This window comes from Bulleidia sp. zg-1013, from assembly GCF_019798045.1.
In the GTDB taxonomy this organism is placed as follows: domain Bacteria; phylum Bacillota_I; class Bacilli_A; order Erysipelotrichales; family Erysipelotrichaceae; genus Bulleidia.
In genome coordinates this window covers 181,740-199,771 of record NZ_JAGXEX010000001.1, presented here as the reverse complement: position 1 = coordinate 199,771, position 18,032 = coordinate 181,740, and the positions used below count along the sequence as shown (strand labels likewise).

General features: G+C 33.2%; 18 protein-coding genes. 13 read left to right on the top strand and 5 right to left on the bottom strand.

What is annotated here, in order from left to right:
• Nucleotides 1–44: 44 nt before the first annotated feature.
• The 3 genes from K7I92_RS00920 (at nt 45) to K7I92_RS00910 (ending at nt 3,745) form a co-directional block, all read left to right on the top strand.
• The gene (locus K7I92_RS00920; RefSeq protein ID WP_220281683.1) at nt 45–1,325 is read left to right on the top strand and encodes a uracil-xanthine permease family protein; all 1,281 of its coding nucleotides are present in this window, start codon (nt 45–47) and stop codon (nt 1,323–1,325) included.
• 293 nt (nt 1,326–1,618) lie between these two features.
• On the top strand, nt 1,619–2,449 hold the full coding sequence (locus K7I92_RS00915) for a lanthionine synthetase LanC family protein (protein ID WP_220281682.1): 831 nt from the start codon (nt 1,619–1,621) through the stop codon (nt 2,447–2,449).
• Between the two features lie 711 nt (nt 2,450–3,160).
• Entirely contained in the window at nt 3,161–3,745 is a 585-nt protein-coding gene (locus K7I92_RS00910) for a DUF3267 domain-containing protein (protein ID WP_203245539.1), read from the top strand.
• 570 nt (nt 3,746–4,315) lie between these two features.
• On the opposite strand, the gene K7I92_RS00905 is transcribed toward K7I92_RS00910, so the two are convergent.
• Genes K7I92_RS00905 through K7I92_RS00890 form a run of 4 tightly spaced genes read right to left on the bottom strand, consistent with a single transcriptional unit; the run spans nt 4,316 to nt 6,610 of the window.
• Nucleotides 4,316–4,948 (bottom strand): ATP-binding cassette domain-containing protein, encoded by a 633-nt coding sequence (locus tag K7I92_RS00905; protein WP_203245540.1) that lies wholly within the window; start codon nt 4,946–4,948, stop codon nt 4,316–4,318.
• Complete coding sequence (locus tag K7I92_RS00900; RefSeq protein WP_220281681.1) at nt 4,945–5,583, bottom strand: hypothetical protein; 639 nt, start codon at nt 5,581–5,583, stop codon at nt 4,945–4,947. The genes K7I92_RS00905 and K7I92_RS00900 overlap by 4 nt, the downstream gene beginning before the upstream one ends.
• A complete protein-coding gene (locus tag K7I92_RS00895; RefSeq protein ID WP_203245542.1) occupies nt 5,584–6,366 on the bottom strand; it encodes a hypothetical protein in 783 nt (260 codons plus the stop codon). It abuts the gene before it with no gap.
• Nucleotides 6,367–6,415: 49 nt separating this feature from the next.
• The gene (locus K7I92_RS00890) at nt 6,416–6,610 is read right to left on the bottom strand and encodes a hypothetical protein (RefSeq protein WP_220281680.1); all 195 of its coding nucleotides are present in this window, start codon (nt 6,608–6,610) and stop codon (nt 6,416–6,418) included.
• Nucleotides 6,611–7,475: 865 nt separating this feature from the next.
• Here K7I92_RS00890 and K7I92_RS00885 point away from each other — a divergent pair.
• Together K7I92_RS00885 and K7I92_RS00880 are read left to right on the top strand one after the other, a co-directional pair.
• Nucleotides 7,476–9,233, top strand: a complete 1,758-nt coding sequence (locus K7I92_RS00885) for an ABC transporter ATP-binding protein (RefSeq protein WP_220281679.1) — start codon at nt 7,476–7,478, stop codon at nt 9,231–9,233.
• Nucleotides 9,230–10,963, top strand: coding sequence for an ABC transporter ATP-binding protein (locus K7I92_RS00880; RefSeq protein WP_220281678.1), 1,734 nt, complete (start codon nt 9,230–9,232; stop codon nt 10,961–10,963). The genes K7I92_RS00885 and K7I92_RS00880 overlap by 4 nt, the downstream gene beginning before the upstream one ends.
• Before the next feature lie 169 nt (nt 10,964–11,132).
• Here K7I92_RS00880 and K7I92_RS00875 read toward each other — a convergent pair whose 3' ends face one another.
• Entirely contained in the window at nt 11,133–11,354 is a 222-nt protein-coding gene (locus K7I92_RS00875) for a hypothetical protein (RefSeq protein ID WP_220281677.1), read from the bottom strand.
• Between the two features lie 51 nt (nt 11,355–11,405).
• On the opposite strand from K7I92_RS00875, the gene K7I92_RS00870 reads away from it, so the two are divergent.
• From K7I92_RS00870 to K7I92_RS00835, 8 genes are all read left to right on the top strand, one after another.
• Complete coding sequence (locus K7I92_RS00870) at nt 11,406–12,311, top strand: TIGR01212 family radical SAM protein (RefSeq protein ID WP_220281676.1); 906 nt, start codon at nt 11,406–11,408, stop codon at nt 12,309–12,311.
• Nucleotides 12,308–13,477 (top strand): iron-containing alcohol dehydrogenase, encoded by a 1,170-nt coding sequence (locus tag K7I92_RS00865; protein ID WP_220281675.1) that lies wholly within the window; start codon nt 12,308–12,310, stop codon nt 13,475–13,477. Before K7I92_RS00870 ends, K7I92_RS00865 begins: the two co-directional genes overlap by 4 nt.
• Nucleotides 13,478–13,634: 157 nt before the next feature.
• Nucleotides 13,635–14,522, top strand: a complete 888-nt coding sequence (locus K7I92_RS00860; protein WP_203245549.1) for a fructose bisphosphate aldolase — start codon at nt 13,635–13,637, stop codon at nt 14,520–14,522.
• Nucleotides 14,523–14,677: 155 nt separating this feature from the next.
• Complete coding sequence (gene murC / locus K7I92_RS00855; RefSeq protein WP_203245550.1) at nt 14,678–16,057, top strand: UDP-N-acetylmuramate--L-alanine ligase; 1,380 nt, start codon at nt 14,678–14,680, stop codon at nt 16,055–16,057.
• Between the two features lie 45 nt (nt 16,058–16,102).
• Complete coding sequence (locus K7I92_RS00850; protein ID WP_203245551.1) at nt 16,103–16,732, top strand: HAD family hydrolase; 630 nt, start codon at nt 16,103–16,105, stop codon at nt 16,730–16,732.
• Between the two features lie 41 nt (nt 16,733–16,773).
• Nucleotides 16,774–17,028, top strand: coding sequence for an SPASM domain-containing protein (locus tag K7I92_RS00845; protein ID WP_203245552.1), 255 nt, complete (start codon nt 16,774–16,776; stop codon nt 17,026–17,028).
• A complete protein-coding gene (locus tag K7I92_RS00840; RefSeq protein WP_203245553.1) occupies nt 16,988–17,194 on the top strand; it encodes an ATP-binding cassette domain-containing protein in 207 nt (68 codons plus the stop codon). The genes K7I92_RS00845 and K7I92_RS00840 overlap by 41 nt, the downstream gene beginning before the upstream one ends.
• Nucleotides 17,195–17,314: 120 nt before the next feature.
• Entirely contained in the window at nt 17,315–18,013 is a 699-nt protein-coding gene (locus K7I92_RS00835; protein WP_203245554.1) for a PrsW family glutamic-type intramembrane protease, read from the top strand.
• Nucleotides 18,014–18,032 lie beyond the last annotated feature (19 nt).

Sequence of the window (18,032 nt, the reverse complement as noted above, 5' to 3'; positions counted from 1 at the left end):
AGTGGCCTGATAAGGTCACTTTTTTTAGGACCAAAGGAGGATAAATGAAAGAAAGTAATGGAATGATTTTGGACGTTAAGAATAAGCCGGAAGCATCAAAATGGTTTTTCTTAAGTTTTCAACATGTCTTTGCGATGTTTGGAGCCACGATTTTAGTGCCTATTTTAACGGGCTTTCCGGTTTCTGTAGCTTTATTTGCGTCGGGGTTAGGTACGGTATTATATGCGATTATTACACAATTTAAGGTACCGGTTTACTTAGGTAGTAGTTTTGCATATATTGCGGCTGTACAAATTGCAGTTAAAGCCATGGGCGGTGCTAAGGATGCGGCTCTTTCCGGCTTATTTTTAGTCGGTTTAATCTATGTGGTTGTTGGTTTGATTGTTAAGTTTGTGGGTAAAGATTGGGTGGATAAATTATTACCACCAATTGTGATTGGACCAATGATTGCGGTGATTGGATTAGGCTTAGCATCTTCGGCAATTCGTAATGCCGGCTTGGTACAGGGTGGTAATCCTAGAGCGATGGTGGTTGCGTTTATCACTTTTGTGATAACGGCTTTGATTTCGACAAAAGCAAAGGGTTTCTTTAAAATTATTCCTTTCTTATGTGGAATTGTGATTGGTTATGTAGTAGCGATTACTTTTGGAATTGTGGATTTTACGCCTATTAAGCAAGTGATTCAATCAGGGCGTTTAGTTGCTCTTCCGGAATTCTTATTGCCATTTCAACTAGGTCATTTTCACCAATGGCACTTCTACTTTGGACCAGAAACGATTGCAGTTTTACCGGTTGTTTTAGTGACAATTTCTGAACACATTGGTGACCATACCGTTCTTTCTAAGATAGTTGGTAAAAATTTCTTGAAAGATCCCGGTTTGGATCGAACATTAATGGGGGATGGTATTGCGACTTCAGTATCGGCTTTATTAGGTGGACCAGCCAATACAACTTATGGTGAAAACACAGGGGTTATCGGTATGACTAAGGTAGCTTCGATTTATGTGACAGTTGGAGCGGCTTGTATAGCAATGGTGTTATCGATGTTCCCATTGGTATCGGCGGTTATTCAAACCATTCCAAATGCGGTATTGGGTGGTATGTCCATTCTTTTATATGGAGTCATTGCTTCCAATGGTTTACGTGTTTTAATTGATCATCAAGTTGATTTTAGTGAACAAAGAAACTTAATTATTGCTTCGGCGATGTTAGTGATTGGTATCGGTGGAGCCATCTTGCCAATTGGTAGTTTTGTGACTTTGAGCGGAACAGCTTTATCCGCGGTTGTGGGTATTATATTAAACTTTATTTTAGCGAGAAAATAAGAAGTTTTAGGGCTTTATGAAATGCTCTTTTTTATAGGTAACGAGCCCTGTTGAGCACACAGGTAAAGAAAAAGAGGCGTATAGCCTCAGTACAAATCACTCGTTTTACGGATGGTTATTATTTTTTGCTCTTTCTCTGGGAAAACATGAAAGAATGCGGTATATTTTTATAAAGATTATCTTTATAAAAATAAAGGTGACGACATGGCGATTAGCTATAATAAACTATGGAAACTACTGATAGATAAAAATATGACTAAAACAGATTTGATAGTAATATAAAAGATTTTGGAATGTTTACAGGGATAGGTGGACTGGCTTATTTGGAATACAACGCATATGTCATATCTGGTAATATAATGCATTACCATAGGTTTTCAGAAATAATTACTGATATTTTTAATTCTATAGAAAAAAAGGATATAGTTGATTTAACATATTTTTCGGGTCTTTCGGGTGTTATTCGATTTTTGAATAATTGTAAATTGTCTGAAGAACTTGTGAAAATAAAGAATAAATTAGAGAATAAATTAGAATCACAATATTTAAATGATGAAGGAACTATGAAATCAGAATATGGATTATTACATGGTGAATTGGGAATATTATTAGAAGTTTTATCTATATCGAAAAATGCAACTGTAAGGATAAAAGCAAAAAAAGAACTTGCCTTAATTACTTCTAATTTAAATAAAGATAATAATAAATGGTGTTCGGGTCAATTTGGATTATTTTGTGTTATCTCTTTATTGATTGGTTCAAGAAAAATCGAGCAAAATTATGAGCATGTATTAAATGAAATCAGTAATTCTTTAAAGAAAATGGAAAATTATACCTTGTGTCATGGAATCGCCTCTGTTATTGATTGTGCAAATAATAAGCTAGTCAAACAGTCACTAAAGCAAGTGAATTATCATACACCATCGCTTTTGTCTCCGAACGTAATCAACTGGGATAATTATAATTTCCGTTGCGACATATCTTTTATGTTAGGAGAATCCGGATATATTTATGCGTGCTTATCAAAAAAATATAATAATTTTCCATCCGTTCTTCTATTGGATGTTAATTGCATTGAAGCATTTGATAATAGTGAAGTACTGTCATCCACAGTTTCTGGATAACGGCGCAAATTCATTGTTAGCATAAATTGAATAATTGATTCCTCATATAGGTAACAGTCAAAATATCCGCGTCCGATGAATCCAAAAGCGACCGCTGTGACATCTCTTTCTTTAACATTTCGCAATATGCAGAGTGTCGGCGATAATTTTCGTACAGCGGCTATGCCCCTGTCATACTTTTAGCTTCGCATGCGGAAATTTCTTGGGCAAAATCCGTTTTACCCCCTTTAAGTAAACTTCTTTCGAATCATATAGAAATAAACATTTTTGTTACTCTTCTTGCTGTCGATAAGTGCTTCTCATAATTTATGATATGAAGCATCTGTGCTGTTCTCTATCTGAATGAACCTGCGTTATATTCTTGCTTGTGCTCATCCTCAAGGAAACATTTCAAGGTTTGCAATATTCTTTTACCTACCACTTTATAATAATTCTTAAATGGCTATGGACAAATAGAAGTAATGAATTAGAATATAGTTGAAGATAAGAAGTACTTTAATGTGATACGCAATAGACAAAAATACAGAGAAATATAATCTTACTGTATAAAATAAGTTTTGATTGCGATTTATTAGGAATTTCACTGATTATAAATAGAAGTATCGCTAGAATTGAACGTAATATATTTAACTGATTTCTTGGCTCTTAATGTACATTGTCTAATTAAATTTTTTTTCACTTTATCATAAAATTTTAAAAGGGGTTGATTGTATGATTAAATTTTGTGGATGGCTTAAGTCATATAATGAATTAAAAGAAACAGATACTACAAATTATTCAAAAGTATCAATTAATTTAAAAGAAAAAATTATCTCGCTTATCGTAATTGTCATACCATGTGTTTTGAATTTTTATAGTATGTTACACAGTGCAAAATTCAGTTTATATGAAACTATAATTTTTGATGTCATCGGTTTATTTATTTTAATTCCTTTGTTTTATTGTCATGAACTCTTGCACTGTATTTCATATTCTAATGAAGAAGAAAAGTGCATTTATGTTTATCAAACTTCATTATTGACGTATTGCACAGAGAAGGTTAGTAAAAAGCAAGTGGTGAAAATATTATTATTACCAAATGTGGTTATAACCCTTCCTGTTGTATTTCTAAGCTTGATTTTACCTTTGTTTTTGAAATATAAGATTTCAAGTATAATATCATTTTTGTTCATACTGGTAGTTGCTGGTTCATATTCAGATATTACAATGCTAATTTCAATTTTGAAATATAACAGTAATGCTTATTTTTGCTTTAGTAAAGGAATCTTCTATGTCAATAACTCTGGTCTGAAGTGAGAAGGTAAATTCCACATCAGAGATGGGAAGTGGAATTTAGTCTCCATGAAGTTTCGTAAGAGGAGATTGCCAAGAAACATAGTTCATTATCGGCACAGTATGAGGAATTGGAGCATCTGAAAACTAATATGGATAGCTACCTTGGTATGAATAAAACGAATGAGAAAAAAGAATCGGTCATTGATGTAATTAAGAAGTATCAAAAGAAGTTGAGAGATAAATATTTGGTCAGTGTGGTCTTAGGACTACATCGGCTTTTTATATCTGGAATATGACCCTGTCTTTAACACTTTCAAGAAAGTAAAAAGTTACGGAAGTCCTTAATTCAAATAGCTATATAAAACTATCGTCTAACCTTTTATAATTTTATTTACTTCTTGCTTGCTCTATGCGTTTAATTATTTCAAACTATTCACTTCTAAATTTCTATAGCACCCAGCTTAATTAGATAGACTTTAAATAAATACCAGAACCAATATATGTATACACCTTGGTATTTATTCAAAACATTGCTGATTTGCCTTAAAATTACATCTTATACCTGAATTAATTATAGTCGTTAAACCAAAATTAAGTTGTCTGTAGAAGAAATTCATCATCAAAAATAAATTCATAATCTGAAATATACCGTAAATTATCATCAATATGAGTACTAAGAATTGTGATTGTATCTTGTTTTATATCGTTAAAATATTTTTGTGTTTTTTCTATACTGTGCGTATCTAATGCATTAAAGGGTTCGTCCAATATTAAAACCTTTGGGTTATGAATAAAAGCTTGAATTAAAGACATTTTTTGCTTTGTCCCTAAAGAACAGTGTTTATATTTTGTATTCTTATAATCTGTCAAATCATAAAAATCAATCCATTTTTTTATTGCTTGCTCATCTACTTTATCGGACATAGTCTTTAACAATCTTAAATTCTCAATTAATGTTAAATGAGATAGAAACTTAGGATTTTCAATAACTATTCCTGCATTTTCTATGTAGTTGATTTTATCTCTAATACGAACTCCATCTTGATAAATGCTGCCATCATCTAAAGAATAATATCCACAAAGTGTTTTTAAAAAGACAGTCTTTCCTGAACCATTTCTCCCCTTTATTAAGTAAAATTTACCTGTTTCAAAAGTTAAATTAATATTCTTAAATACAAGCAAATCACCAAAACTCTTTTTTGCATCTTGAACAACTAAATTCATATATATTCCCCTCCCTCTATATTAAATGTTATAACGATTATTACTATAATCAATACAATCAAAATATATTCATATCCTATAAACAATGAGTATACTAAATGCTTTATTATAAATAGAATTATGCATATTAATGGATTCTTACTTAATAACGCTATAAAATTATTAAATAAATAGTTTATAACTATAAAAGACAATACACTCAGTATGGCACTAGTGTCCAATACACCTTTTCCAAATGAATAAATAGGGATCAAAAAAACAGCACCCCAGTATAATAAGTCACACCAATTTAAGCTAAAAAGAATTTTTATTACTTTTTTTATGTAATCAAGCTTGCTAACAGAATGGTATTTAATAACTTCTTTAAATCCTAAAGTAAGATTGGAAATATTAATAATTGAATCCATTTCCACTATAAAATAAATAGAAATTGTTGTAAGAAACTTAATAATATCAAATATTTTTTCACTATTTTGCGGATAAACATAGATACTTTTTATTGCCTGATTCAACCATCGTTCCATATCAAAATTATTCCAACTATCAACTTGAACATTAAAAGCCAAAGTGTCAACTAAAAGATAAACAATTAAAATTTTAAAAATTATTAGTGTAATACTTTTTAATACTTTCATTTACTTAACCTCATATTTTCTGGAAGAAAGAATATATACTAAAATCATGATATGAAAAATATAAGGAGACAACATTTTTGGAATTGATATGTTTCCGTACGAAGTTATCATTATCGAAGACATAGGCACTAAATAAAAAGGTAAAAACCTATATAATATCATCGAACCTATCCAAATAAAACTAATAAAAAGTAATGTTCCTTTTATAAAATCAATATAGTCAATCAATATATAATAAAAAAACCCATTAATAATAATTGAAAACATAACTGACAAAACAGTAAATAGTAAAAAACCATAATCAGAATTAAAAATTTTACTTAATACACTAGAGTTGTCAAATACAAATTCATCTACTACATTGGTGGTAGATCCATTAAAAAAAATAGACACACTCATTACAAATGAAAAAGCAAATAACACTATTAATGAAGCAAAAACAGCAAATTTCATTTTGCCGAAAAATAATTTCTTATTATATGCCTTATTCTTACCAATATTATACTTCAAAAGATTATTCTTAATTTCTTTATAATCATATCCAAGAATAATCAACAGAATTGGTATTAAGAATGATACATATGACATAAAATTAAATCTAAGATTTACTAGTGAAATGCTGTCTTTTAAAAGGTAAAGTTTTATCTGAGCACCATCAGAATTCAACAAATCTGGACTATTTATATCAAAAAACAATGCTGTATGTATAGTATCTTTAAAAATTAAAAACAAAAACACAAGCACCACTATTAATATAAACTTTTTTTTACTTAATAATTTCATTGTTTTTTTTATTTGAATAGAAAAGAAGATAAAAGGCAAAATTTATTAATTAATAAGAATCAGGAGACCAACTTCCTGTGATAGCCGCTGAACCGTCCCACCAATTTTCTCTAGCCATTTTCAAAGAATATATGTATCCTGGTGAAGCCCAGTTGCTGTAAGTAGCTCTTTGACCACATCTTAATGTACTTTGTCCACTTCTTTCAGAACCATTCGAATTCAAAAGAACATGCTTAACCCTCATCGGTGCAAGATCTTCACACGGCTTCAAGTTTAAAACATAATAACTTTTATTTTGTTTTTTTAAATATCCTGTCTTTTGACCAAAATATGTAATTCTAAAATTAGAAAACGCCCCAATAGTTTTTGCCTCAACGTTGCTTGCAAATAAAAAAAATAGCACATAGACTAGCCATAAATATTTTTTTAGTTTTATTTAATATCTTCATATTCAAACACCCTCCATATTGAATGCCTTTCACCCTCAATAATATTACACAAAAAATACATATTAAATCAACATAAACTTACCTACAACTGAACTTGATTACTCCTATCTTTAAATCTTGAACAATACATGCTAAAACCTTATTTTTAACACTTTCAAGAAAGTAAAAAGTTACGGAAGTCCTTTATTCAAAGGGTTTCGGTAACTTTTTGATTTTGTAGCTAATAGGCGTATATATTATTAGCTTTCTTTAATAATGGATTTTAAAGTCTTTCCAGTTATGATTTCATAGTCTGTTCTATACTTAAATTGCACTATACTTATTAAAGTAGACACATTAACTGAATAGATATACAGTTATTTTATACACTACAAGAAGGTATCTTTATGTTCACAAGAAATCGTTACGACGAGGATTTCAAACGAACCCTCGTTGAAACAGACAGTGGAGAAGTTCTTACAGCCAAACAAGTCAAAGAACTTTAGAAACGCATGGCTTAGCTTGTGGAAGAAAATCAAATACTAAAAAAAGCCTTTGTATATATGGCTTAAATCCATCTATGATAATTTTAATGTATCAAAGACCCGTCTTTTTTTGTTCAAAAATAAAATAGGGTATATAATCTATTTAGTTAGTTATAACAAACTTTAAGGAGGGAGTATGAAAAAGAAAAAGAAATCCACAGCAACTTGGATTTACGAGTTTGCCGGTGAATATCAATCTTCGTATGTGATTTCTATTGTGTTATCACTACTTGGCGTTGCCTTAGCTATTATTCCATATTTATTGATTGCCCAAATGATACAACAACTATTATCCAAACAAATGGATTGGTTAGTCTATCTTCATGAGGGTTTCGTTTTAGCATTACTTTGGTTGCTTAGTGTTTTAGCAAAGAAAGTATCCACAACTTTTTCTCATAGGGCAACCTTTCAAGTTTTAGGAAATATGCGTGAAGCAGTAAGCCTTCATTTATCCAAGATGGAATTGGGAAGAGTGCAGAGCTATTCTTCAGGCACATTAAAGAATATTATGGTCGAGCGCATTGATTCCATTGAAACAACATTGGCTCATATTGTTCCCGAAGTGAGTGGGAATATGGTTATTCCAATTCTTATTTTTGTGTATTTGTTTTTTTTGGATTGGCGTATGGCTTTGATTGCTTTAATTCCATTACCAATTGGTATAACTGCATATATGTTGATGATGAATGGTTATGAAGAGGACTATAAGAATACCATTGATAAAACTAAGATTTTAAACGATACAGCGGTGGAATATATTCAAGGTATTGAGGTGATTAAAGCCTTTGGTAAATCCAAAACCTCTTATGAGAAATTCGTTGTAGCAGCGAAAGAAGGAGCTTCTTGTTATGTGGATTGGATGAATAAACATCGTTATAAACAAAGCACAGCTTTAACGGTTGCACCAAACACTTTATTATTTGTGCTGCCGTTTGGTTTATGGTTTGTGATGAATGGTTCTTTAAGCACTTATCATTTCATTGTTATTATTCTTTTATCGATGGGTTTATTAACACCATTAATTACAATGATGTCTTATTCTGATGACATGGCTCGTATTCGTACGATTGTAGGTGAAGTGGTTGGTATTTTAGAAAATCCAATTCAAAACCATGCCGAATCTTTAAATCAAAGTGTGGATAATTACCATATTAGTTTAAAGAATGTGCATTTTTCCTATCAAGAAAAGGAAGTGCTACATGGGATTGATTTAGAAATTCCGGAAGGGAAATTGACTGCTTTCGTTGGTCCAAGCGGGTCCGGGAAATCCACTATTGCGAAATTGATTGCGGCTTTATGGGATGTGAAAGAAGGCTCTATTTCGATTGGCTCGGTGAATGGACAAGAGATTCCTTTAAAGGATTATTACCGCTTGGTTAGCTTTGTGTCCCAAGATAATTATTTATTCAATCAAAGTATCCGCGAAAATATTCGTATGGGCAAACCGGATGCGAGTGATGAAGAAGTAGAGAAAATAGCAAAAGAAAGTGGTTGCCATGAGTTCATTATGGCTTTACCAAATGGATACGATACGATTGTAGGGGAGGCAGGTGGTCATTTATCTGGTGGTGAAAGACAAAGAATTGCGATTGCTCGAACGATGATAGCCAATACACCAATTGTGATTTTAGATGAGGCAACAGCCTATACCGATCCGGAAAATGAGGCTATTATTCAACAGTCTGTAGCCCGGTTGGTAAAAGATAAAACTTTGATTGTGATTGCCCATCGTTTATCTACAATTCAAGATGCGGATCAAATTTGTATGATTGAAAAAGGAAAGGTGATTGCACAAGGAAAACATGAAGATTTACTGAACTCTTGTCCTTTATATCAATCTATGTGGCAAGCGCATATTTCGGTTAAAGATGAAGGAATGGAGGTGGTGAAATGATTTCTATTATTCGTAAATTCTTCGCTTTTAGCGATGAAAAGAATCGCAAGAAATTCCATACTTCAATTTTATTAAGTGTTCTGGTGGCTTTTTTTGAATCTTTTAAGATTGGTGCTATTTCACTTTCTTTACAAGGAATTGTGCAGAATACCATTGATATGACTTTAATTTTAAAAGTAGTACTTATTCTAGTTGTTGGTACGATTGGAGCGATTCTTGTTCGTGCCAAAAGCACTGTGCTGCAAACACAGGGCGGTTATGGTGTTGCTTGTGATAAGCGTATTGAAATTGCGGAACATTTGCGTTACTTTCCAATGGGTTTCTTTAATAAAAAGAGTTTAGGAGAAATCACTTCAGTCACAACCAATACCATGGAAAATTTAGGAGAAGTTGCGACAAGAGCGGTGATGTTGGTTTCAAGTGGTTTATTGAATACGGCATGGATTACAGTTGCGATATTTGTTTTTGATTGGCGTATAGGATTGATTCTGGTGACCGGCTTTGGTTTGTATATTCTTTTGAATTATTGGATGAATAATAGTTCAAAGGCAATCTCTAAAGCTAAAGTGGATAATACTTCAGAATTAGTTAGTAAGGTTTTGGAACAGGTTCAAGGAATGGCAGAGGTTAAACAGTTTCAGTTGGTCGGCAAGCAAGCGAAAGAGTTGCACCGACTGATTGCTGAAAATGTGCAAGTGAATACAAAAATGGAATATTCTTTTATTCCATTCATGGCGGTTCAAAGCCTTTGGATTAAGTGGATTGGTGTTGTGCTAAGTATGGTTTCTATTTGGTTTTATTTGAGCGGTTCCATGGATTTAGCAATGACTTTATTGATGTTGGTAGCGTCTTTTATGATTTATGAACATTTGGATACGGCCGGTAATTATTCGGCTTTATTGCGCGTGATTGAAAATTGTGTTCATCAAGCCGGTGAAATTTTAACAATGCCGAGAATGGATATTGATGGTGAAGAGATAGAGCCGGAAAATCATTCCATTGAATTAAAACACGTTACTTTTTCATATCAAGATGAAAATTTAATTCAAGATATGAATTTGAAAATTCAAGAGAAAACAACGACAGCAATTGTTGGTCCATCCGGTTCCGGCAAGACAACTTTATGTCATTTAATAGCTCGTTTCTGGGATGTACAAGAGGGTGAAATTTTATTAGGTGGTCGAAATATCAAAGACTATAGTTTGGATAGTTTAATGAAAAATTTTAGCTTTGTTTTTCAAAATGTGTATTTGTTCAATGATACGATCGCGAATAATATTCGTTTTGGTCAGCCGGATGTATCCATGGATAAGGTGATTGAAGCCGCAAAGAGTGCTTGTTGTCATGAGTTTATTATGGCTTTACCAAATGGTTACGATACAATTATTGGTGAAGGTGGTTCTTCTTTATCGGGTGGTGAGAAACAACGTATTTCGATTGCAAGAGCTATTTTAAAGAATGCACCAATCATTATTTTGGATGAAGCAACCGCCAATGTGGATCCGGAAAACGAGAAATCTCTGGTACAAGCTATCCATGAGTTAACGAAAAACAAAACGATTATTATGATTGCACATCGTTTAAAAACCGTTCGTCAAGCCGATCGTATTCTTGTTTTAGATCATGGTCATGTTGTTCAAGATGGGAATCATAAATCTCTGATGAACGAAGAGGGGATTTATCAACGCTTTATTCAGGAAAGAAGTCAAGCGGCTAGTTGGAAATTATAATTTAAGTGATTAAGAGGCAATACTCTTAGTCAATTTTAGTACTATAAAAGTGTAGTTGTTAGAGAGTAATTAACTCTGATATCTGCACTTATTTTTAAGATAAGAAGGATTGGTAAAGTAATACCAAGGCTATGAGTCATTATTTAATTGTTGCATTTAGAGTGTAAATTCAAGATAGAAATTTTAGCTGATAATAATCCATTGTCAAAAAGAGCTGACGAAAATTTTCTTCAATTTTATCATTATTATTTTTTAATCGTTGATGGCTAGAGTGTTGGTTAAAAATATAAGCCGAACAATAAAAGACCAGTACTAATAAAACAAGACTAATCATGGCAATTTTAATCATTTGGTCTTTAAGCTTATCTTGAAAGCGAATACTTTTTTCCATCTGCCCTATTATAGCATTCTCTTTTTCTGACTTTTAAGGAATAATAGGAATATGAAAATGAAAACAATGTCGGATTATTGTCAAGAATTGTTTGGTACGAAAGTCTATCGTTTATCCTTAAGCACCGGTTGTACTTGTCCCAATCGGGATGGACTTATTGGCTATGGTGGTTGTACTTTTTGTTCAGAAAGAGGAGCAGGTGAATTTGCGAGCCGTCCTAAAGATATTTCAAGTCAAATCGTAGAAGCTAAAAAGAAAGTGGAAGCTAAATTTCCAAAATCCATTGCTAGAGAAAAATGGAAATATATAGCTTACTTTCAATCTTTTACGAATACCTATGGGGATACGAAACGTTTATTATCTTTATTTCAAGAAGCCATCGAAAAAGAAGAAATTGTTTGTTTGGCTATTGGAACAAGACCGGATTGCTTACAAGAAGATATGTTAGAAGGTTTAGAAGCTTTAAATAAGATAAAACCCGTTTGGATAGAACTTGGTTTACAGACCATCCATGAGGAAAGTGCAAAGGCGTTTCATCGTGGTTATTCCTTAGATGTTTTTGAAAAAGCCTATGTGGATTTAAAGAAAATAGGAATGACGGTTATTGTTCATATGATTGTAGGACTTCCTTTTGAAACAGAAGAAATGATGTATGCTAGTATGCGTTATCTTTCTGATTTAAAACCTGGTTTGGATGGTATTAAAATCCATGGGCTTCATCTTTTAAAGGGAACACAAATGGCATTGGAATATGAAGAACATCCTTTTCATATCTTTAGTTTAGAAGAATACACAGCGGTTTTAATTCAATGCTTGAAAATCCTACCGGAAACTTGTGTCATCCATCGTATGACCGGAGATGGGGATAAGAAAAACTTAATCGAGCCGAAATGGTCAGCGAATAAAAGGCATGTGTTAAACTATATTCAACAAGAGATACGAAAGGCAAGTCGATGAATACAAATCTTATACGTTTGAAACAAGCACTTATTAGTCCCATTCAAAAGACGCAATTAAAGTTCTTACCGAAGCTATACCAAGGAAAAAATACGTTAGTTCGATTCGCCTCAAAGCTAAAAGTGAAAAAGATAATGGTGGTCACCACTTCTGGTTTTATCAAACGAAAAACCTTGGAACCATTCTTGATGGCTTTAAAGAATTGTGGAATTGTATATGCGGTTTATGATAAAACGCATCCAGATCCTAGTCTTGAAGATGTGAAAGGATTAGTGGAGTTTTATAAACAAATTCATGCGGAAGCTTTAATCGCTATTGGGGGTGGCTCGGTGATGGATTGTTCTAAAGTAGCTTTGGCGAAGGTTTCAAATCCGGAAATATCGTATACGGATGTGATGAAAGGAAAATTGAAGTACCATTTAGATCCATTGTATTGCGTACCAACGACGGCGGGTAGTGGTTCGGAGGTTTCAGCTGGAGCTGTCATTATAGACGAAAAGATGGGGCGCAAACGTTCTTTAAATCATTTTTTCTTAATTCCTAAGGTGGTGGTTTTAGATCCTGCTTTATTGCTATCTTTACCAGCTTCTTTAACGGCATATAGTGGAATGGATGCTTTAACCCATGCAATAGAAGCTTATATGAATTATTTCAATAATAAAAAAACTAAAGCTTATGCCTTAGAAGCGATTGCTCTTATTCATCGTTATTTATATCGTTCTTATCGAAATGGAGAAGATTTAGAAGCAAGAGAGAAAATGCTGGAAGCCTCTTATAAAGCCGGGATTGCTTTTACGAATAATTATGTAGGTTCTGTTCATGCGCTTTCTCATGGTATAGGGGCTAAATACCATTTACCACATGGTTATATCAATGCGGTTTGTTTACCAATTGTGCTAGAAAAATATGGGGCTGGTATTCAAACTTCTTTACAAGAAATCGGTTCTGCTATTGGTTTAAAGAAGGAAGAGGTTATTCCTTGGATTTCTTCCATGAATGAAAAGATGGATATTCCAAATCATTTAGCTGAAATTCAAACGAAAGATATTCCTTTCTTAGCTAAAGGGGCGGAAAAGGAGACCAATCCAACCTATCCAGTACCGGTGATTTGGACAATAAAAGATTTTGAAGATGTTCTTTATACCATTCAAGGAGAAAGAAAATGAAGTATTTATTCTTTGATATAGATGGTATTTTAGTATCGCCTATGCCCTTAATCAACTGGATTTGTTGGATTGATGAACAATCTTCTTGAAATTTTGGGTTAGTGGTATATAACTAAAGTAGAAAGGTAGTAAGAGATTGTTACTCTGAAAGGGATTTATGAATACAGAAATGTTAGAGAGAATGTCGTCCGGGTTAGGCTTTATCGCTGCTTTGGATCAAAGTGGAGGAAGCACACCAAAAGCATTGAAGGCGTATGGACTTAGTGAAGATGCTTGGAAAAATGAAGAAGAAATGTTTGATTTGGTACACCAAATGCGAACAAGAATTGTTACATCGGCTTCATTTACCAGTGAAAAAATGATTGGTGCTATCTTATTTGAAATGACCATGGAAAGAAAAGTGAATCATAAATACACCGCTGATTATCTATGGGAAGATAAAGGGGTTGTTCCTTTTTTAAAGATTGATAAAGGTTTAGCTGAGTTAGAAAATGGCGTTCAGTTGATGAAACCAATGCCGACATTGGATGAATTGTTAGAAAAAGCGGTCAAATATCATATCTTTGGTACCAAAGAACGCTCGGTTATTAAGGAAGCGAATGAAAAGGGTATTCAGGATGTTGTTTCTCAACAATTTGAGGTGGCTAAGAAAGTGGCTTCGTATGGCTTGGTGCCAATCATTGAACCGGAAGTGGATATTCATTGTCCGGAAAAGACAAAGGCGGAGGAGTACTTAAAGAAAGCTTTATTGGCTGAACTTAGTCAATTAGAAGCTGATGTGAAAGTGATGTTTAAACTCACTATTCCAGATGTGGATAATTATTATGAAGAACTTATGAAAGATAAGCATGTGGTTCGTGTGGTTGCTTTATCAGGTGGTTACTCGCGTGAAGTAGCGAATGAAAAATTGGCTCGTAATCATGGTTTAATTGCTTCTTTCTCAAGAGCTTTAGTAGAAGGCTTATCTGCTCAACAAACGGATGAAGAGTTTGATGCTTTATTAGCTCAATCCGCTAATTCAATCTATCAAGCTTCTATTAAATAAGAACTAAGAAAGTCTTCACTATCGTGGAGACTTTTTATAATAAACAAACTAAAATCAATACAAAAGCTAGGGTAGACATGTTGAAACAAGTGTTTGAATTTCAAAAATAAAACGAATTGATTGTGCTAAACTAGTAAGGAAAAAGAGGGTTTCTTATGAAGACGATTCAGTTTGATCGACCAACATCGGTTTATTTCATTGGTATTGGTGGGGTATCTATGTCCGGTTTAGCTCATATTTTGATAGACCGCGGCTTTGAAGTTGCCGGTTCGGATGCCCATGGTTCCATGAACACAGAGCACTTAGAAAAAGAGGGTGCGACTATTTTTATTGGTCAAAAAGCGGAGAATATCACAAATAAATATAAAGTGGTTGTCTATACAGCTGCTATTCACAGTGATAATCCAGAATATCAACAAGCAATGAAACTGGGTATTCCTTTATTAAATCGAAAGGATTTATTAGCAGAGGTTATGGCTCACTATCATAACTCAGTTGCGGTTGCGGGAACTCATGGGAAAACAACTACGACGGCTATGTTAAGTTATATCTTCTTAGCGGCTGAATTGGATCCAACTATTTCTATTGGTGCTAACTTTAAAAAGATACAGGGTAATGTGCGTATTGGGCATAGTGAAGTTTTTTTAGCAGAAGCCTGTGAATACACCAATTCTTTTTTGGCTTTAAAACCATTAGCTTCTATTATTTTAAACATTGAAGAAGACCACTTAGACTTTTTTAAGGACATTCAAGATATTCGCAATTCTTTCCATCAGTTTGTTTTAAAAACATCCAAGGATGGCGTCGTAGTTATCCATTCCGCGATTGATAACGTAGAAGAAATTGTTCAAGATTATCCGGGTAAAGTACTTCAATTCGGTTTGTACAAAGGCGATTTGTACACGAAGAATATTCAACATTTAAATCATGGTGGAAATAAGTTTGATGTTTATTTGCAAGAAGAGTATTTAGGTTCAATTGAACTATCAGTTGGTGGTCAACACAATATCACCAATGCGTTAGCTGCCATAGCGGTGGCGCTTTCCTTTGACATCCGTTTTGAAGCTATTAAAGAAGGGTTGAAGAATTTTCATGGTGCAGACCGTCGTTTTGAAAAAAAAGGCTTTTATAAAGATATTGAAATCATTGATGATTATGCTCATCATCCGCAAGAAATCAAGGCGGCCTTAGATATGGCAAAAGATTATCCACATGACCATTTGGTGATAGTATTTCAACCGCATACTTATAGTCGTACAAAGTTCTTATTTGAAGAATTTGCTCAAGTTTTAAGTCAGGTGGATCAAGTACTACTAGCTCCTATCTATGCGGCAAGAGAAGTTAATGACGGTAGTATGTCATCTGATTTATTAGCAAAAAGAATTCATGATTTAGGTGGTAATGCCTTAAGCTTAGGAAGCTTTACAGAAATTAAAGATTATTTAAAAAAGAATTTAAAAAAGGGAGATCTTTGTTTAACGCTTGGGGCAGGTAATGTCTACGAAATTGGTGAAGAATTAGTCCAAGAGAATTAGAAAGTGAACATTCACTTTCTTTTTTCTTTTTAGTACAATAAACACATGAAAATCATGATATGGGATTTTAATGGCACCATCATTGATGATGTTCAATTATGCATTGATATTGAAAATCAAATGGCAAAGGATTGGAACTTACAAGTACCATATATAACGAAAGAACTATACCAAGAAAACTTTTGTTTTCCCGTGATTCATTACTATCAAAAGATGGGTTATGATTTGACGAAGGTTTCTTACGAACAAATTACACATGAATTCCAAAAGCGCTTTGATGAAGGTTATCAAACCATTGATTTATGCCTAGGCTTTCAAGAAAGAGCGAAAGAGTTTCAACGTCAAGGCTACCGTCAGGTCATCCTGTCCGCTACCCAACAAAATGAACTTGATAAACAAGTTAAAAATTTGAAGATTGATGGTTTTTTTGATGATGTGATTGGTATTCAAGACCATTTAGCCAATTCCAAAGTTCAACGAGCTATGGATTGGATGCAAAGCCAACAAATCAATCCTAAGAATTGTACCTATCTAGGAGATACCGACCACGATTATGAAGTCGCAAAAGCCATTGGCGTTGAAAATATTTATTTAATTGCTCAAGGACACCAATCCTTTTCGGTTTTAGAAAAAACAGGCGCTCGTGTTTTAAATAGTCTATTGGAGTGGTTTTGAAATGTACTACTAAACAAAGATTTTTTTGGAAAAAGCCATATATGGATACCTTAATGCAAAGCCAATGGTGTGAAAAGGATGTGGATATGGAATGTGAAAATTGTCCGTATTTATTTTTATGCAATGGAGGTTGTGCCTATAATGCTTTTATCCAAGGCACTAAAAAGGAATGTAATAAAGAGTATTTGAGCGTTGCTATGGATAGATTGATTTTAGCGATGGGAAACTATTTGGAAAAAAAGGGGAACTTGTCGAATGGAATATTTGAAATTAGAACGTTGTTCCAAGAGGTTTGATAAACAGCCGGTTTTAAAAGAAATTTCCTATTCTTTTTTTACAGGTGGATATTGCATTAGTGGAGAGAATGGTAGTGGAAAAAGCATACTATTAAAAATGATGATGGGCTTAATCTTACCGGATACGGGACAGGTAACTGTCATCAAAGAAAAGAGCAGCCAATAATGGAATTGCAACAAAGTACTATGTTGAAAGCAGTTATGAGGTTATCATTGATAAAGATGTATTTTTAAGAATGCAAGCTGAGAATAGTAAATATACTTAGCAGTGGAAAGGAATGGATGTATGAATAGTGGAATTTTTATGTTGGTAGCAGCTTTGGCTCCTGCCTTTCTCTTATTAAATTATGTATATCGGATAGATAAAATAGAATCTGAACCAAAGAAACTTATTTTTAAATTATTAGTTGCCGGAGTATTAGCTGGTTTGGTGGTTATTTATATGGGTAAATGGCCAAAAGTAATCCTATCTTTATTCGTTAGACAAAGAAATCTATATTATCCTTTTTACTATGCATTTTTTGCGGTTGCTTTGGTTGAAGAAGGAATGAAGCTTCTCTTTTTGATGATATTCTCTTGGCGAGATTCAAACTTTAATTATCGTTTTGATGGAATTGTGTATGCAGTGGCAGTTTCGTTAGGTTTTGCGGCTTTCGAGAATGTTTTATATGTTTATCAATTGGGTTTAAGGGTAGCGTTTGAAAGAGCCTTGTTTTCAATACCGGGGCATTTATGTTTTGGTATAGGAATGGGTTTAATGTATAGTCACGCTAAGATAATGGAGAAAAAGGGCTATATGGTTCGCAAGTATATTTATCTTATTTTAGCCCTTGTTGTGCCAGTGATTTATCATGGTTTATACGATGGTACTTTAATGATGAGAAGTCGTTATTATAAGAATATGTTTTACCTTTTTATCATTGTGTTATATTGTGCGTCTTCCTTATTAATCCAAATAGGAAGTCGTATGGATAAACGGATTTAATGGTATGCAATAGAAAAAA

What these genes read in the sequence shown, in the direction of transcription:
- K7I92_RS00875 (WP_220281677.1), bottom strand. Translation starts at nt 11,354, where the DNA reads ATGGAAAAAAGTATTCGCTTTCAAGATAAGCTTAAAGACCAAATGATT.
- K7I92_RS00840 (WP_203245553.1), top strand. Translation starts at nt 16,988, where the DNA reads ATGGAATATTTGAAATTAGAACGTTGTTCCAAGAGGTTTGATAAACAG.
- K7I92_RS00845 (WP_203245552.1), top strand. Translation starts at nt 16,774, where the DNA reads ATGGATACCTTAATGCAAAGCCAATGGTGTGAAAAGGATGTGGATATG.
- K7I92_RS00865 (WP_220281675.1), top strand. Translation starts at nt 12,308, where the DNA reads ATGAATACAAATCTTATACGTTTGAAACAAGCACTTATTAGTCCCATT.
- K7I92_RS00885 (WP_220281679.1), top strand. Translation starts at nt 7,476, where the DNA reads ATGAAAAAGAAAAAGAAATCCACAGCAACTTGGATTTACGAGTTTGCC.
- K7I92_RS00915 (WP_220281682.1), top strand. Translation starts at nt 1,619, where the DNA reads ATGTTTACAGGGATAGGTGGACTGGCTTATTTGGAATACAACGCATAT.
- K7I92_RS00850 (WP_203245551.1), top strand. Translation starts at nt 16,103, where the DNA reads ATGAAAATCATGATATGGGATTTTAATGGCACCATCATTGATGATGTT.
- K7I92_RS00895 (WP_203245542.1), bottom strand. Translation starts at nt 6,366, where the DNA reads ATGAAATTATTAAGTAAAAAAAAGTTTATATTAATAGTGGTGCTTGTG.
- K7I92_RS00870 (WP_220281676.1), top strand. Translation starts at nt 11,406, where the DNA reads ATGAAAATGAAAACAATGTCGGATTATTGTCAAGAATTGTTTGGTACG.
- K7I92_RS00920 (WP_220281683.1), top strand. Translation starts at nt 45, where the DNA reads ATGAAAGAAAGTAATGGAATGATTTTGGACGTTAAGAATAAGCCGGAA.
- K7I92_RS00910 (WP_203245539.1), top strand. Translation starts at nt 3,161, where the DNA reads ATGATTAAATTTTGTGGATGGCTTAAGTCATATAATGAATTAAAAGAA.
- K7I92_RS00890 (WP_220281680.1), bottom strand. Translation starts at nt 6,610, where the DNA reads ATGAGGGTTAAGCATGTTCTTTTGAATTCGAATGGTTCTGAAAGAAGT.
- murC (WP_203245550.1), top strand. Translation starts at nt 14,678, where the DNA reads ATGAAGACGATTCAGTTTGATCGACCAACATCGGTTTATTTCATTGGT.
- K7I92_RS00880 (WP_220281678.1), top strand. Translation starts at nt 9,230, where the DNA reads ATGATTTCTATTATTCGTAAATTCTTCGCTTTTAGCGATGAAAAGAAT.
- K7I92_RS00835 (WP_203245554.1), top strand. Translation starts at nt 17,315, where the DNA reads ATGAATAGTGGAATTTTTATGTTGGTAGCAGCTTTGGCTCCTGCCTTT.
- K7I92_RS00900 (WP_220281681.1), bottom strand. Translation starts at nt 5,583, where the DNA reads ATGAAAGTATTAAAAAGTATTACACTAATAATTTTTAAAATTTTAATT.
- K7I92_RS00860 (WP_203245549.1), top strand. Translation starts at nt 13,635, where the DNA reads ATGAATACAGAAATGTTAGAGAGAATGTCGTCCGGGTTAGGCTTTATC.
- K7I92_RS00905 (WP_203245540.1), bottom strand. Translation starts at nt 4,948, where the DNA reads ATGAATTTAGTTGTTCAAGATGCAAAAAAGAGTTTTGGTGATTTGCTT.